The 14879-nt window shown below is 65.3% G+C and carries 13 protein-coding genes; 10 read left to right on the top strand and 3 right to left on the bottom strand.

Going from position 1 to position 14879, the window contains the following annotated elements; translation table 11 throughout:
* Positions 1-227 precede the first annotated feature (227 nt).
* Positions 228-890, bottom strand: coding sequence for a ribosome biogenesis GTP-binding protein YihA/YsxC (gene yihA / locus ACIPK7_RS10085; RefSeq protein ID WP_045213409.1), 663 nt, complete (start codon positions 888-890; stop codon positions 228-230).
* Between the two features lie 180 nt (positions 891-1070).
* On the opposite strand from yihA, the gene ACIPK7_RS10080 reads away from it, so the two are divergent.
* From ACIPK7_RS10080 to ACIPK7_RS10045, 8 genes are all read left to right on the top strand, one after another.
* Entirely contained in the window at positions 1071-1361 is a 291-nt protein-coding gene (locus tag ACIPK7_RS10080) for a cytochrome c5 family protein (RefSeq protein ID WP_017521244.1), read from the top strand.
* Positions 1362-1407: 46 nt separating this feature from the next.
* A complete protein-coding gene (locus ACIPK7_RS10075) occupies positions 1408-2013 on the top strand; it encodes a cytochrome c (protein WP_151188949.1) in 606 nt (201 codons plus the stop codon).
* A 179-nt stretch (positions 2014-2192) separates the two neighbouring features.
* On the top strand, positions 2193-2834 hold the full coding sequence (locus ACIPK7_RS10070) for a thiol:disulfide interchange protein DsbA/DsbL (RefSeq protein WP_081518825.1): 642 nt from the start codon (positions 2193-2195) through the stop codon (positions 2832-2834).
* A gap of 12 nt (positions 2835-2846) precedes the next feature.
* Positions 2847-3719: an endonuclease/exonuclease/phosphatase family protein gene (locus ACIPK7_RS10065; protein ID WP_192432401.1), complete on the top strand. Its 873-nt coding sequence runs from the start codon at positions 2847-2849 to the stop codon at positions 3717-3719.
* Positions 3716-5722, top strand: a complete 2007-nt coding sequence (locus tag ACIPK7_RS10060; RefSeq protein ID WP_401087488.1) for a diguanylate cyclase — start codon at positions 3716-3718, stop codon at positions 5720-5722. Before ACIPK7_RS10065 ends, ACIPK7_RS10060 begins: the two co-directional genes overlap by 4 nt.
* A gap of 158 nt (positions 5723-5880) precedes the next feature.
* Complete coding sequence (locus tag ACIPK7_RS10055) at positions 5881-6651, top strand: DeoR/GlpR family DNA-binding transcription regulator (protein ID WP_192432399.1); 771 nt, start codon at positions 5881-5883, stop codon at positions 6649-6651.
* A gap of 15 nt (positions 6652-6666) precedes the next feature.
* A complete protein-coding gene (glmS, locus tag ACIPK7_RS10050; protein WP_192432398.1) occupies positions 6667-8502 on the top strand; it encodes a glutamine--fructose-6-phosphate transaminase (isomerizing) in 1836 nt (611 codons plus the stop codon).
* Positions 8503-9005: 503 nt separating this feature from the next.
* On the top strand, positions 9006-10310 hold the full coding sequence (locus tag ACIPK7_RS10045) for an MFS family transporter (RefSeq protein ID WP_401087486.1): 1305 nt from the start codon (positions 9006-9008) through the stop codon (positions 10308-10310).
* 15 nt (positions 10311-10325) lie between these two features.
* On the opposite strand, the gene ACIPK7_RS10040 is transcribed toward ACIPK7_RS10045, so the two are convergent.
* Positions 10326-11798 (bottom strand): MDR family MFS transporter, encoded by a 1473-nt coding sequence (locus ACIPK7_RS10040; protein WP_401087484.1) that lies wholly within the window; start codon positions 11796-11798, stop codon positions 10326-10328.
* A gap of 341 nt (positions 11799-12139) precedes the next feature.
* Between ACIPK7_RS10040 and cfaB the strand changes: the two genes are divergently transcribed.
* Together cfaB and ACIPK7_RS10030 are read left to right on the top strand one after the other, a co-directional pair.
* Positions 12140-13324: a C17 cyclopropane fatty acid synthase CfaB gene (cfaB, locus tag ACIPK7_RS10035; protein ID WP_192432396.1), complete on the top strand. Its 1185-nt coding sequence runs from the start codon at positions 12140-12142 to the stop codon at positions 13322-13324.
* A 130-nt stretch (positions 13325-13454) separates the two neighbouring features.
* The gene (locus tag ACIPK7_RS10030; protein WP_192432395.1) at positions 13455-13931 is read left to right on the top strand and encodes a GNAT family N-acetyltransferase; all 477 of its coding nucleotides are present in this window, start codon (positions 13455-13457) and stop codon (positions 13929-13931) included.
* Here ACIPK7_RS10030 and folE2 read toward each other — a convergent pair.
* Positions 13928-14815, bottom strand: a complete 888-nt coding sequence (gene folE2 / locus ACIPK7_RS10025) for a GTP cyclohydrolase FolE2 (RefSeq protein WP_401087481.1) — start codon at positions 14813-14815, stop codon at positions 13928-13930. The two genes, ACIPK7_RS10030 and folE2, sit on opposite strands and share 4 nt — an antisense overlap.
* Positions 14816-14879: the final 64 nt, after the last annotated feature.

Below are 14879 nucleotides of genomic sequence, written 5' to 3'. Positions count from 1 at the left end.
TGTTCAGGCCCTTGGGGGCCGGCCCGAAAAAATCTTTTGTGACCCGCTGAACTTTCCCGCGAAGAGCCGAGTCAGAACTCGTGAATGGCTGGTGAAGCCCTTCGATGCTCCTTTGCAGTGTTTAGTGTTGGCAGATTACTGGACCCCGCCCTAGCGGTCCGGACTTAAACCCCGAACTTCCCCCTCCCCATACGAAGCTCGGGGTTTTTTTTGCCTGCGATTCGGCCTCAGGCCTCCTCGCCGGCCTCCTCTTCTTCCTCATCCAGCAGCCCCAGCCAGCCGGCCAGGACCAGCTGCGCCTCTTCCACGCCCTGGCGCTTGGGCGCCGAGAACAGCTGCAGGGTGGCGACATCGCCCCAGCCATCGAGGATTTCCTTGCGGGTCTTGAGCAGCGCGTTCTTCGCCGCGCCGTAGGCCAGCTTGTCGGCCTTGGTCAGCAGCACGTGGATCGGCAGCTGGCTGGCCTGCGCCCAGTCGAGCATCAGGCGGTCGAAGTCGGTCAGCGGGTGGCGGATATCCATCATCAGCACCACGCCGGCTAGCGCATTGCGGCTGGAGAGATAAGCTTCCAGGTGCTGCTGCCAGTGCAGCTTCAGCGGGATCGGCACCTTGGCGTAGCCGTAGCCGGGCAGGTCGACCAGGCGGCGTTCGTCATCCAGGCGGAAGAAGTTCAGCAACTGGGTGCGGCCGGGGGTCTTGGAGGTTCGCGCCAGGTTCGCGTGGGTCAGCGCGTTCAGCGCGCTGGACTTGCCCGCGTTGGAGCGGCCGGCGAAGGCGACTTCCAGGCCGGAGTCTTCCGGGCACTGGTTCACCTTGGCGGCGGAAATGAGGAAAGTGGCCTGTTGGCAGAGGCCGAGAATCGGGTTTTTCGTAGCGTTATTCGAGGACATGGGTAACTTCGCGGCGGGTGCGACGCGGTGTCGCGGGGGGCGGTTTCGTTTCCGTTTGGGCATCTGAAGTATATAATGCCGCGGATTTTGTGTGCGCTTTATCCCCCAGGGTCGAGCCACACGGGAACGTTGGAGTCCGCGCAATCAAGAACGCGGATGTTCCCTGCGATGAGGATAATCATGAAGAAACTGCTGTTCGCAGCCATCGTTGCCGCGCTGGCATCCAGCGCCCTGGCGGCCCAGGATCCGGAAGCCGTTTTCAACAGAGCCTGTGGCGCCTGCCACAATGGTCAGTTGCCAATGGCGCCGAAAAAGGGCGACGCCGCCGCTTGGAAGCCACGCCTGGACAAGGGCATGGACACGCTGGTGCAACATGTGACCAACGGTTTCAACGCGATGCCGCCTCGCGGCCTGTGCACCGACTGCAGCGCCGAGGATTACCAGACAATTATCCAGTGGATGTCGAAGTAACTCCCAGGCCTTACTCTTTCACCCTTAGCCGTTATTGGATTAGCTGATGAACAAATTGATCGTGAGTCTGCTGTTGACCCTGGGTCTTGTCGGTGTGGCGAACGCCGCTGGCGATGCCAAGGCCGGTCAGGCGAAAGCTGCTGTTTGTGGTGCCTGCCACGGCGCCGATGGCAACAGCATGGCGCCCAACTTCCCGAAACTGGCCGGGCAGGGTGAGCGTTACCTGCTCAAGCAGATGCACGACATCAAGGACGGCAAGCGTACCGTGCTGGAAATGACCGGCCTGCTGACCAACCTCAGCGATGAGGACCTGGCAGATATCGCCGCCTACTTCTCCAGCCAGAACGGCAGCGTCGGCGCCGCCGATCCCAAGCTGGTCGCCCAGGGTGAAGCCCTGTTCCGTGGCGGCAAGCTCGCCGAAGGCATGCCGGCCTGCACCGGTTGCCACAACCCGGCTGGTCAGGGCAACGCCGAAGCCGGCTTCCCGCACCTGGGTGGCCAGCATGCGGCTTACACCGCCAAGCAGCTGACTGCCTTCCGCGAAGGCGAGCGCACCAACGACGGCGACGCCATGATCATGCGCAGCATCGCCGCCAAGCTGTCCAACAAGGACATCGCCGCGATCTCCAGCTACATCGAAGGCCTGCACTAAGCAGCCCTCGTGGCGGAAACGCCAGATCGAAAATCTGCTTCGAAAAAAAGGGTGGCTCAGGCCGCCCTTTTTTGCATCCGCCCCCACTACAATGCTGGAACCGTGTCTGGCCCCTCCGGTCAAACCGCTTCATCCCGCCGCGTGCAGCGTGGCGGTTCCGCTCAGCCAAGGAGTGAACCATGCGTAACCTGATTTTCACCGCCGCTCTTGCCTTCGCCGGCCTGTTCGCCGTCAACGCGAACGCCGCCGACTTCGAAGCTGGCAAGAACTACACCGAGCTGAACCAGGCCGTTCCGGTCTCCCAGCCCGGCAAGATCGAGGTGGTGGAGCTGTTCTGGTACGGCTGCCCGCACTGCTACGCGTTCGAGCCGACCATCAACCCGTGGGTCGAGAAGCTGCCGGCCGACGTTCACTTCGTGCGTATTCCGGCCATGTTCGGCGGCCTGTGGAACATCCACGGCCAGCTGTTCCTGACCCTGGAATCCATGGGCGTGGAGAAGAAGGTGCACCACTCGATCTTCGAGAAGCTGCACAACAACCCCAAAGCCCTGACCACCCCGGAAGAAATGGCTGACTTCGTCGCCGAACAGGGTGTGGACAAGGACAAGTTCCTGAGCACCTACAACTCCTTCGCCATCAAGGGCCAGATCGAAAAGGCCAAGAAACTGGCGATGGCCTACCAGATCAGCGGCGTGCCGACCCTGGTTGTCAATGGCAAGTACCGCTTCGACATCGGCTCGGCCGGTGGCCCGGACGAGGCGCTGCAGCTGGCTGACCAGCTGATCGCCAAGGAACGCGCCGACGCCAAGGCCGCTCAGTAAGGGCCGAAGACGATGCTGCGCCGGCGGACTCGTGATCGTGTCGCGGGGGCCTGCGCCCCGCGGGTGAATGCCGCCCATGGGACATCCGCCGGTCTGCCCGACGACGGCCGGCTCCGCCTGCTCAGCTTCAACATCCAGGTGGGCATCAGTACCGAAAGGTACCGCCACTACCTGACCCGCGGCTGGCAGCACCTGCTGCCGACCGCCGGGCGCGCCAGCAATCTCCAGCGCATCGGCGATCTGCTGCTTGACTACGATGTGGTCGCGCTGCAGGAAGCTGATGGCGGCAGCATCCGCTCCGGCAACATCAACCAGGTCGAACACCTGGCTCAGCTCGGTGCCTTCCCCTACTGGTACCAGCAGCTCAACCGCAATCTCGGGCGCATCGCCCAGCACAGCAACGGCCTGCTCAGCCGCCTGCAGCCCACCGCGCTGGAGGACCACCCGCTGCCCGGCCCGCCCGGACGCGGTGCGATCCTCATGCGCTTCGGCGAAGGCAAGGACGCGCTGGCCGTGGTGATGATGCACCTGGCCCTCGGCGCGCGGACCCGCACCCGCCAGCTCGCCTACATTCGCGAGCTGCTGCAGGACTACCGCCACCACGTGCTGATGGGCGACATGAACACCCATGCCACCGACCTGCTGGAAAGCTCGCCATTGCGCGACCTCCAGCTCATCGCCCCGCAGGTCGAGGCTACATTCCCCAGTTGGCGCCCGCAGCGCTGCCTGGACCACATCCTGCTCAGTTCCGAGCTGGCGCTGGAACGCGTCAGTGTCCTCCCGCACCCGATTTCCGACCACCTGCCCGTGGCCGTGGAAATCCGCCTGCCGGATGCCCTGCGTTCGTCCTCGTCGCTCGCCTTGCGCGGCGAGGCCCCTGAATGAGTCGCGACGACGACCAACGCTGGAAACAGAAATACCTGGACAACCTCGAGCAGCAGGAAAAGCTCGAGCGCCGCTGGGATGCCCGTCTCGACCTGCTGCGCCGCGGCCTGGTGCGCAGCAGCCTGGCGGCCGAGGGCAGCGACAAGGCAGTGGACGCCTGCATGAAGGAGCTGCGCGAAGTGTTGCGCCGCGACGACATGGACGCCGGCCTGTCGCGCCTGATCCCGCAGTTGGAAAAGGCCGTGCTCGACTCCGAGCAGCGCCGCCAGCAGCGCGTCGAGCAGAACATCGCCGCGCTCAGCCAGCTGTCGCAACAACTGTTGTCACTGGACATGCCGGGCGACGTACGCAAGCCACTCAAGCGCCTGTCCAAGGACATTCCCAGCCGCGGCAGTTCCTCCCGCGAACTTCCTGCGCTTCTGGCCGAACTCAGCCGCCTGCAGCGGCAGGTGCTGGACCATTTTGGCAATGGCGGCGGCGAGCAACGCCCCGGCTTCCTCCAACGGCTGTTCGGCAGCCGGGACAACGACGACGCAGACTTACCGGAATCGGTGGCCACTGCGCCCGCAGCAACGCTAGAAGCCACGCCCATCGACGAAGCAGCGATGGTTGAGCCGTTGCCCGCTGTCGCCCAACCTGCTGCACCTGCACCTGCACCTGCACCTGCACGCGCCGAGCAGGTGGGCGCTGAAGCGGTTGCCGAGCCCGTCTTGGAACGGGGCGACGCCGTGGCTTCGACTCCCGCGCCAGAATCCGTCGCCGCACCATCTGCGACCTCGCTGCCCGAACCTGTTGCCATGGCAGAGGCAATGGTTCCGGCGCCCGCAGCGAAGTCTGCCGCCCACGACGATTCCAACTTGCTCGACAGCCTGCCGGTGCCGCCCGGCCTGTTCGGCACGCCGGAAGACGCGCGCCAGGCCAACGATCCCTACGCTCTGCCGCCACGCCCGGAGCCCGGTTACAGCGCCGTAGCGCCGCACATCGAGGCGAGCCTGCTGCGCCTGCTGGACGAGATGCACCTGCCGGCCGCCCAGCAGATCCAGGCCGAGGAGCTGCGCTCGCGCATCCATGGCAGCCTCAACTGGTACGAACTGGTGCCGGTGCTGGATGACCTGGGCGTCCTGGTGCTGTCGCTCAATGACAGCGGCCAGCGCGAGTTCGAAGGCTATCTGCACCAGCTCAATGAACGCCTGGGCACCTTCCTCGACGGCCTGCAGGTGGTCCAGGAGAACCACAGTGGCTCCAGCTCCAGCGCCCGCGAACTGGACGATACCCTGCGTGAACAGGTCAGCGGCCTGAAGGAAAGCGTGCTGGAGGCAACCGACCTGGAAGGCCTCAAGCGCAATGTCGAGTCGCGCCTGCAGGGCTTGGTCGGCACCATGGACCGCTTCCGCGAGGAGCGCGAAGTCCGTGAGCGCGAAGTGGGCGAGCGCATCCAGTCGCTGGTGACCCGCGTCACCAGCATGGAAGAGGAGGCCCGCAACTTCCAGGCGAACATCGAGGACCAGCGCCAGAAGGCCATGACCGATGCCCTGACCGGCCTGCCTAACCGTGCCGCATTGAGCGAGCGGCTGGAGCTGGAGGTCTCGCGCTGGGAGCGCTACGGCGGTGACCTGCTGCTGGCGGTGCTCGACGTCGACCACTTCAAGCGCATCAACGACGACTTCGGCCACCTCGCGGGTGACAAGGTGCTGAAGATCATCGCCAACGAACTGGCCAAGCGCGTGCGCAAGACCGACTTCATCGCACGATACGGCGGCGAGGAGTTCGTCGTGCTGCTGCCCGCCACGCCGCTGGACGGCGGACAACAACTGCTCGACGTGCTGCGCGGCGCCATCGAAGCCTGCCCGTTCCACTTCAAGGGCGAACGCCTGAGCATCACCTGCTCGGCGGGGCTGACGGCGTTCCGCGACGGCGAGCGCGCCGAGGCCGTGTTCGAACGCGCCGACCAGGCGCTGTACCGCGCCAAACGCGGCGGGCGCAATCGCCTCGAAGTCGACTGACGAGCGGCCCTGCCTGTGGGAGCGCGCTGGGCGCGCGAATCGCGGGCACGGCCCGTTCCTGCGGGGAAGCATTTCATTTCGGCTGAAAATTCTTGACGAATGAAAGCTTCTAGGTTTTGATTTGCACCATTATCTTTCGAATCGAAACTTAATCGTTCATGTCGAAACGCAACACTCCCCAACGCCGCCACGACATTCTGGCGCTACTCGCCGAACAGGGCGAAGTCAGCGTGGACGATCTCGCGCGTCGCTTCGCCACCTCCGAGGTGACCATCCGCAAGGACTTGGCCGCCCTGGAAGGCAACGGCCTGCTGCTGCGCCGGTACGGTGGCGCCGTGCCGATGCCCCACGAGCTGATCGCCGAGCCGAGCCAGCCGCTGTCGCGCTACAAGCAGGCCATTGGTCGCGCCGCGGCGGCCTGCATCCGTGAGCACGCGCGGATCATCATCGACAGCGGCAGCACCACCGCCGCGCTGATCCCGGAGCTTGGCCGCAAGCCCGGCCTGGTGGTGATGACCAACTCCCTGAGTGTGGCCAATGCCCTGCGTGAGCTGGAGCGCGAACCGGTGCTGCTGATGACCGGGGGTACCTGGGACCCGCACTCGGAGTCGTTCCAGGGCCAGGTGGCCGAACAGGTGCTGCGCTCCTACGATTTTGATCAGCTGTTCATTGGCGCCACCGGGCTGGACCTTGAGCGTGGCACGACGACCTTCAACGAACTGCTGGGCCTGAGCCGGGTCATGGCCGAGGTCGCCCGTGAGGTGATCGTCATGGCCGAGTCCGACAAGCTGGGCCGGCGCATTCCCAACCTGGAGCTGCCCTGGAGCAGTGTCCAGACCCTGATTACCGACGAACGCCTGAGCGATGAAGCGTTCGAACTGATCCAGGCGCGCGGCGTGAAAGTGATCCGCGCGCGCTGCGAAGACTGACAGGAGAGCCAAGCCATGTGTGGAATCGTAGGCGCCATCGCCGAGCGCAATATCACCCCGATCCTCGTCGAAGGCCTCAAGCGCCTGGAATACCGTGGCTACGACAGCGCCGGTGTGGCGGTGATCCAGGCTGACGGTGCGCTGGACCGCCGCCGCCGCGCCGGCAAGGTTTCCAGCCTGGAGCAGGCCCTCGAGGAGCAGCCGCTGCTCGGTCGCCTGGGGATCGCCCACGTTCGCTGGGCCACCCACGGCGCGCCCACCGAGGCCAACGCCCACCCGCACTTCTCCCATGGCGAAGTGGCAGTGGTGCACAACGGCATCATCGAGAACTTCGAACCCCTGCGTGAAATGCTCAAGGCGCGCGGCTACGAGTTCACCTCACAGACCGACACCGAGGTCATCGCCCACCTGCTACACCTGCGCCTGGGTGAGCTGGGCGACCTGACCGTCGCGCTCAAGGCCGTGGTCAAGGAACTGCACGGTGCCTATGGCCTGGCGGTGATCAGCAGCAAGCAGCCCGACCGCATCCTCGCCGCCCGCAGCGGCAGCCCGCTGGTGGTGGGCCTGGGGCATGGCGAGAACTTCCTCGCTTCCGACCAGCTGGCGCTGCGCCAGGTCACCGACCGCTTCATCTACCTGGAAGAAGGTGACATCGCCGAAATCCGCCGCGACGGACTGCAATTGTGGGACGTGAAAGGCAACCCGGTGCAGCGTGAGGAAGTGCGCTACCACGAGGGCGCCGAGGCGGCCGACAAGGGCGGTTACCGCCACTTCATGCTCAAGGAGATCCACGAGCAGCCGGCCGTGGTGCAGCGCACCCTGGAAGGTCGCCTGGGTGCTCAGCAGGTACTGGTGGACAACTTTGGCCCGCAGGCCCGCGAGCTGTTGGCCAAGGTGCGCACCGTGCAGATCGTCGCCTGCGGCACCAGCTACCACGCCGGCATGGTCGCCCGTTACTGGCTGGAGAGCCTGACCGGCATTCCCTGCCAGGTCGAAGTTGCCAGCGAGTTCCGCTACCGCAAGGTGGCGGTACACCCGGACTCCCTGTTCGTCACGATTTCACAGTCCGGCGAGACCGCCGACACCCTGGCCGCACTGCGCTACGCCAAGGAACTGGGTTTCCTGTCCAGCCTGGCGATCTGCAACGTCGCCACCAGTTCGCTGGTGCGCGAGTCGGACATGACCCTGCTGACCAACGCCGGCCCGGAAATCGGCGTGGCCTCCACCAAGGCCTTCACCACTCAGCTGGTCGCCCTGCTGCTGCTGACCCTGGGCATCGGCCAGGTGCAGAAGCGCCTGGGCGACGGCGTCGAGGCCGAGCTGGTGAACGAGCTGCGCCGCCTGCCGACCCACCTGGAAGAAGCCCTGTCCATGGACAAAGTGGTGGAGAAGATCAGCGAACTGTTCGCCGAGAAGCACCACACCCTCTTCCTCGGCCGTGGCGCCCAGTACCCGGTGGCGATGGAAGGCGCGCTGAAGCTCAAGGAAATCTCCTATATCCACGCCGAGGCCTACCCGGCCGGCGAGCTCAAGCACGGCCCGCTGGCGCTGGTCGATGCCGATATGCCGGTGGTTACCGTGGCACCGAACAACGAGCTGCTGGAGAAGCTCAAGTCCAACCTGCAGGAAGTCCGCGCCCGTGGCGGCGAGCTGGTGGTCTTCGCCGAAGGCGGCAGCGGCATCAGCGATGGCGAAGGCACCCATGTGGTGGGCATGCCGGCAATCCACGACTGCCTGGCGCCGATCCTCTACACCGTGCCGCTGCAGCTGCTGTCCTACTACGTCGCCGTGCTCAAGGGCACCGACGTGGACCAGCCGCGTAACCTGGCCAAGTCTGTAACCGTGGAATAAGCACGCAGGCGTCAGGAGAAAGGTCCCTTCGGGGGCCTTTTTTCGTTTCAGGGCGTGGGAATTCAGGGGAAAAGGCGAGGGGGCGGATCAACATTCCCCCGGTGCCTGCACGTCCGGGGGTATGGACGGGGCACCGAGGCCAGGCGGCTTGAGCCGCTACACGAGGGGAATGGAAATCGACCTTGTCTTGTGGACAAGGTCGGACTCCGGCCCTGCGAGGGGTACCTGACAAGTCTCCCGCAGGGCCGGGAGCGGGGCCAACGATAGAAGCTGGCTAGTGGCCGGTCAATCGGAAACGACAAACGCGCGTTCGCCAGTGTCCGATATTCGAACTAAAAGGGCTGGTCGACCCGCGGATTTCGTTAGCTGGCTATCGGAGGTGTCTATACTGTTTCTGATTGTGTCCGGGAAACTTCGCATCTGGAGCGAGGTGCGGGCACGGACGGCAGAAGGATTTCCGTCCATCAAGACGGGACGCTGTTCCAACTGACAAGAGAATCCCCATGAACACACCTGCCGCACCGCAATATTCCGCCCACGAGCGCCGCTCGCGCATCCTCGCCATCGTCGGCGCCTCGTCGGGCAACCTGGTGGAGTGGTTCGACTTCTACGTCTACGCCTTCACCGCGCTGTATTTCGCCCATGCCTTCTTCCCCTCGGACGATCCGACGGTCCAGCTGCTCAACACCGCTGGGGTATTCGCCGCGGGCTTCCTGATGCGCCCGATCGGCGGCTGGCTGTTCGGCCGCATCGCCGACAAGAAGGGCCGCAAGACCGCGATGATGATCTCGGTGCTGATGATGTGCGGCGGCTCGCTGGCAATCGCGGTGATGCCGACCTACGCCACCATCGGCGTCGCGGCGCCGGCGCTATTGCTGCTGGCGCGGCTGTTCCAGGGGCTTTCCGTGGGCGGCGAGTACGGCACCAGTGCGACCTACATGAGCGAAGTGGCGCTCAAGGGCCAGCGCGGCTTCTTCGCTTCCTTCCAGTACGTGACCCTGATCGGCGGCCAGCTGCTCGCCGTGCTGGTGGTGGTGGTCCTGCAGCAACTGCTGACCACCGACGAGCTGAAGGAGTGGGGCTGGCGGATACCCTTCGTGGTCGGCGCCATCACCGCGGTGATCGCCTTCTACCTGCGCCGTTCGCTACACGAGACGGCCAAGGAAGCCAACCTCAAGCGCAAGGAGTCTGGCACGCTCGCCGAGCTGTTCACCCACCACAAGCGCGCCTTCTTCACCGTCCTCGGCTTCACCGCCGGTGGCTCGCTGATCTTCTACACCTTCACCACCTACATGCAGAAATACCTGGTGAACACCGCCGGCATGGACCCGAAGGTGGCCAGCGGCGTGATGACCTTCGCGCTGTTCTGCTACATGTGCATGCAGCCGCTGTTCGGCGCGCTGTCCGACCGCATCGGCCGCAAGACCTCGATGCTCTGGTTCGGCGCCCTGGGGATGATCTTCACCTGGCCGATCCTCTCCGCGCTGAAGGCGGTGAGCAGCCCGTACCTGGCCTTCGTGCTGATCATCGCGGCCATGGCCATCGTCAGCCTGTACACCTCGATCAGCGGCCTGATCAAGGCGGAGATGTTCCCGCCGCAGATTCGCGCCCTGGGCGTGGGCCTGTCCTACGCGGTGGGCAACGCGATCTTCGGCGGCTCCGCCGAATACGCCGCGCTGGGCCTGAAGACCATGGGCATGGAAGAGGTGTTCTACATCTACGTTTCGGTCATGTGCGGCGTGGCGCTGCTGGTCTGCCTGCTGCTGCCTGACCTGCGCAAGGTCAGCTATCTCAACGACGAGGACTGACCTGCGCCGGCAGCGCTAGTCGTTGCCCCGGCCGCGCAGGGCGTGGTCGGGCAGCGACAGGGCGATCAGCAGGGCCAGGGCGCCGAAGCCTGCGTTGATCAGGAACAGGTGCCCGAAAACTCCATCCAGCGTGAGCCGCTGCGCCTGGTGGCCGGCCCCACTGAGGCTGGCCAGCAGCGCGCTGGCCGACAGCCCGTGACCCGCTTCGCCTGCCAGCGGCTGCAACATCGCCAGCAGCAGCGCGGACATCAGCGCAATCCCTACCGCCCCGCCCAGTGAGCGGAACAGCGTGATATTGCTGGTCGCCACTCCGAGGTGTTTCGTCTCCACCGCGCTCTGAGCCGCCACCAGGCTGGTGGGGAACTGCGTCCCGGCGGCAATGCCGGTGAGCAGCATGCACACGCCCGAGAGGAGGTACGAGTTGGGCGGCGTCAGCGCGAGACCGGCAATCGCCAGCGGCATCAGCAGCGCGCCACCGACGATCTGCGGCTTGTAGCGGCCGATGATCGCGGTGAGACGGCCGCAGCAGTACGCGCCGATCGGCACGCCCATGGCCAGCGGCAGCAGGTGCAGTGCGGCGCTGTCTGCGCCGGCGCCAGTCACCGACTGGAAGCGCAGCGGCACCAGCACCGACAGCGAGATGACCTGGAAACTGGCGAAGAAGCTGATCAGCCAGCTCAGGGTGGCCGCTCGAATACCGAACAGGTGCATCGGCACCAGCGGTTCCGGCGCGCGGCGTTCCTGCAGCACAAACAGGGTGATCAGCACCAGCGCGGCGACGAACAGCGCAAGCATCTGCGGGTCGTTCCAGCGCGCGCCCTGGCCGACCTCGGTGATTGCCAGCAGCAGGCTGCCCAGACCTGCGATCATCAGCGTCGTGCCGAGGTAGTCGATCACCGGCTTGCGCCCCGGCACCGGCAGGCCGCGCAGGGTCTGGCGCGACACCGCGAGGGCGACCAGGCCCACCGGCAGGTTGATCAGGAACACCCAACGCCACGACAGGTACTCGGTGAGCAATCCGCCCAGCACCGGGCCGGCGATGCTCGCCACCGCGTACATGCTGCTGAAGTAACCCTGGTAGCGGCCACGTTCGCGCGGCGGGACGATGTCGCCGATGATCGCCTGGCTCACCGACATCATCCCGCCGGCGCCGATACCCTGCAGGACGCGGGCGAGCACCAGCTGCTCCATGCTCTGTGCGGCGCCGCAGAGCAATGAGGCGACGGTGAACAGGCCGATGGCGAAGAGCATCAGCACGCGGCGGCCGTAGAGGTCGCCGAGCTTGCCGTAGATCGGCATGGAGATGGTCATCGCCACCATGTAGCCGGAGATGACCCAGGCCAGCAGGTCGAAATCGCCGAAGCCTGATGAGATCGCCGGCAGAGATACGGCGACGATGGTCTGGTCGAGCGCACCGAGGAAGATCGCCAGCATCAGCCCCACCAGTACGGTGCGGACCGCCGGGCGAGGCGCGGAGAAGGTAGTCAAGACAGCCCCCTTGGACGGCAGAGGTCCTCCGCCCGGAATGCACGCGGAGGGGGCGTCAGTGTAGTGCAATCGGCTGACGATCTGTCACGCCGGTGTCATCGTTGCCGGTTAGTAAAGGCTCTATCTCGGGGCTGGCAACGATGCGCGGCATTTCGGCTGCTACGCTTGCGTAGCGAACTATCGTTCGACGCATTCTTTTTGGAACGTCCCGCCAATCGCCGGACTCCACTGCAAGGGTGCTGGCGGGGTGGAGCCCGATAGTTTTTTGCGGACCGGACCATAGGGGAAGACTATGGAGTAGCTGGTCTATAGTTTTTCAGCCCCGTGACCAGGAGGTTTGCATGAAAGCCAATCTGCCCTCTGAGTTGCTGTCCCTGCAGTTGCCGCTGCGTATCCGCATCGGCGAAGCTCAGGCCTTCGACCTCGGCCCCGACCCGCAGGTAACTCTGGTTGTCCGCGATCCCACGCTGCTGACCGAGATCACCCACCCCAGCCTCGATATCCTCGGTCGTGCCTATGTCGAGAACCGCATGGACATCGAGGGGCCGATGCAGGAAGTGATCGCCACTGCCGACGCCCTGAGCGCTGCGCTGGGCGATGAAGACGACGATGCCGAATACGTGCGCGAAAGCCACGACAAGGCCACCGACGCCGAAGCCATCCATTACCACTACGACTTGTCCAACGCGTTCTACCAACTCTGGCTCGATCCGGAGATGGTGTACTCCTGCGCCTACTACGAAACCGGCAACGAAAACCTGGCCGCCGCCCAGTTGGCCAAGCTGCGCCACCTGTGCCGCAAGCTGCGACTCAAGCCTGGCGAGAAGCTGCTCGACGTCGGCTGCGGCTGGGGCGGGCTGGCGCGCCTGGCGGCGCGGGAGTTCGGCGTCGAGGTGCACGGCATAACCCTGAGTGAGGAGCAGCTCAAGCTCGGCCGCGAGCGGGTCAAGGCGGACGGGCTGGAAGGCAAGGTGAACCTGGAACTACGCGATTACCGCGACCTGCCGCGCGACGGCCGCTACGACAAGGTGGTCAGCGTCGGCATGTTCGAACACGTCGGCCACGCGAACCTGGGCCTCTATTTCCAGCACCTGTACGACGCGGTGCGGCCGGGCGGGCTGGTGATGAACCACGGCATCACTTCCAGTAATACCGACGGCCGTCCGGTCGGGCGCGGCGCGGGTGACTTCATCGACCGCTACGTATTCCCTCACGGCGAGCTGCCGCACCTGTCCCTGGCCATTGCGCGTATGAGCGAGGCGGGACTGGAGGTGGTCGACGTCGAAGGGCTGCGCCTGCACTACGCGCGCACCCTGGACTTCTGGAGCGCCAACCTCGAAGCGAGGCTGGACGAGGCGGCAAAACTGGTACCCGACCAGGCCCTGCGCATCTGGCGCCTGTACCTCGCCGGCTGCGCCTATGGTTTCAAGAAGGGCTGGATCAACCTGCACCAGATTCTCGCCAGCAAGCCGCACACTGATGGCGGCCACGAAGTGCCCTGGAGTCGCCGCGACATCTACGCCTGAGCCTGTTCGGGGATTGCTATCGGGCCGGCTTGCCGCGCCCGATGCCTTTCCGGTGCGGAGCAAAAGTCTTGCATCCAGGGGCGAGGGAAGATAAACCCCCTGTCCCCACTGACTCTTTGGTAGATGAATCATGGTGAATTTCTTTCCGGACCTGACTCTCGTCGAACTCTCGCCCACGCAGGCGCCCTGGTCGCTGCTGCTCAAGGCCGATCCCAGTCGCGAGCAGATCGAGAGCTACCTGCCCGACTCCCGACTGCTGGCGCTGAACGAGGCGGACTCCGTACGCGGCGTACTAACGCTGACTCCCCGCGAGCCCGGCGTCGCCGAGATCACCAGCCTGGCGGTCGAGGACGAATGGCAGGAGCGCGGCCTGGGCCGACGCCTGCTGCTGGCGGCCATCGAGCAGGCCCGCGAGGCCGGCCTGCAGCGCCTGACCATCGCCACCGGCAACTCCAGCTTGGCGCAGCTCGGCCTGTATCAGCGCCTGGGCTTCCGCATCGTTGGTATCGAGGCGGATCACTTCGTACGGCATTATCCCGAGCCGATCTACGAGAACGGCATCCAGTGCCGCGACCAGATTCGTCTGGCGCTCGACCTGAACGCTTAGTCGCGCCCCCAGCGACTCACCGCCACTGCATCGTGGGCGTGCAGGCTTTCCGCATGCACTACGCGTACCTCGAAGCCCGACACCTCTTCGCGCTGCAACAGCGCCTGGTGCAGTCGGCGAGCGGCGTCCTCGCAGAACATCAGGTTCTGCCCATTGGCCAAGGCGAAGGCCTGTTCATCGGCGCGTTTCACTGCCGTCTGAACGGCGGTGCCGAGGGCGGCTTCGGTGTGGTCGATCAGCGCGCTGAAAGCGAATGTCTGTGCGGCCGGGTCGAGCCGCAGGTTCAGCTGTGCCTCGCTGCGCTGGCTGTGCGGCGTGGCGACTATGCCTTGCGGGCTGCCGAGCCAGGCGCGAACCTCGCTGGCCTTCAGCGGGCGGCCGGTGAAGTCGGCGTCGAAGCGTTCCTGGATCAGCTGGCGCGCCACTGCCGCCGAGCACGGGCAGGTCGAGGAGTAGGGCAGGCTCAGGCACAACTCCAGTTGCAGCGCATCGCCCTCCAACTGCGCGTGGATCTCGCAGGGGTAACGCTTCCAGCCACTCAGCGGGCTGACCAGCGCCGGGCGCCGCAGCAGCAGTTCGAAACGCAGCGTCAGGCTGGCGCGCCGGGAAAGCTGCGCGTGGCTCCTGAGGAACTGCCTGAGCAGGGCATGCAGCAGCGCGGGTGAAAGCTCCGCATCCGCCAGCGCCTCCAGCGCCAGGTACAGCCGCGACATGTGGATGCCGCGCGCGTCGGCTTCGTCGAGGCTGACGCCGGCGTCGGCATAGGCGGCAACGCGCTCGCCAGCGATACGCAGCGGCACGGCGATGCCTTGCATGCCGACCCAGTCGAGCGGGATGGGCAGGCGGGTCGATTGGCAGGCGATATCGGGGAGCAGGGCGGTCATGGGCGGGTCACAGTTGGCAATTGTTATAATATAACGTATTTGCTTCCCGGCGATCCCGCAATGG

This window comes from Pseudomonas sp. NPDC086581 (genome assembly GCF_044746165.1).
Classification (GTDB): domain Bacteria; phylum Pseudomonadota; class Gammaproteobacteria; order Pseudomonadales; family Pseudomonadaceae; genus Pseudomonas.
This window is presented reverse-complemented; position numbering and strand designations above follow the sequence as displayed.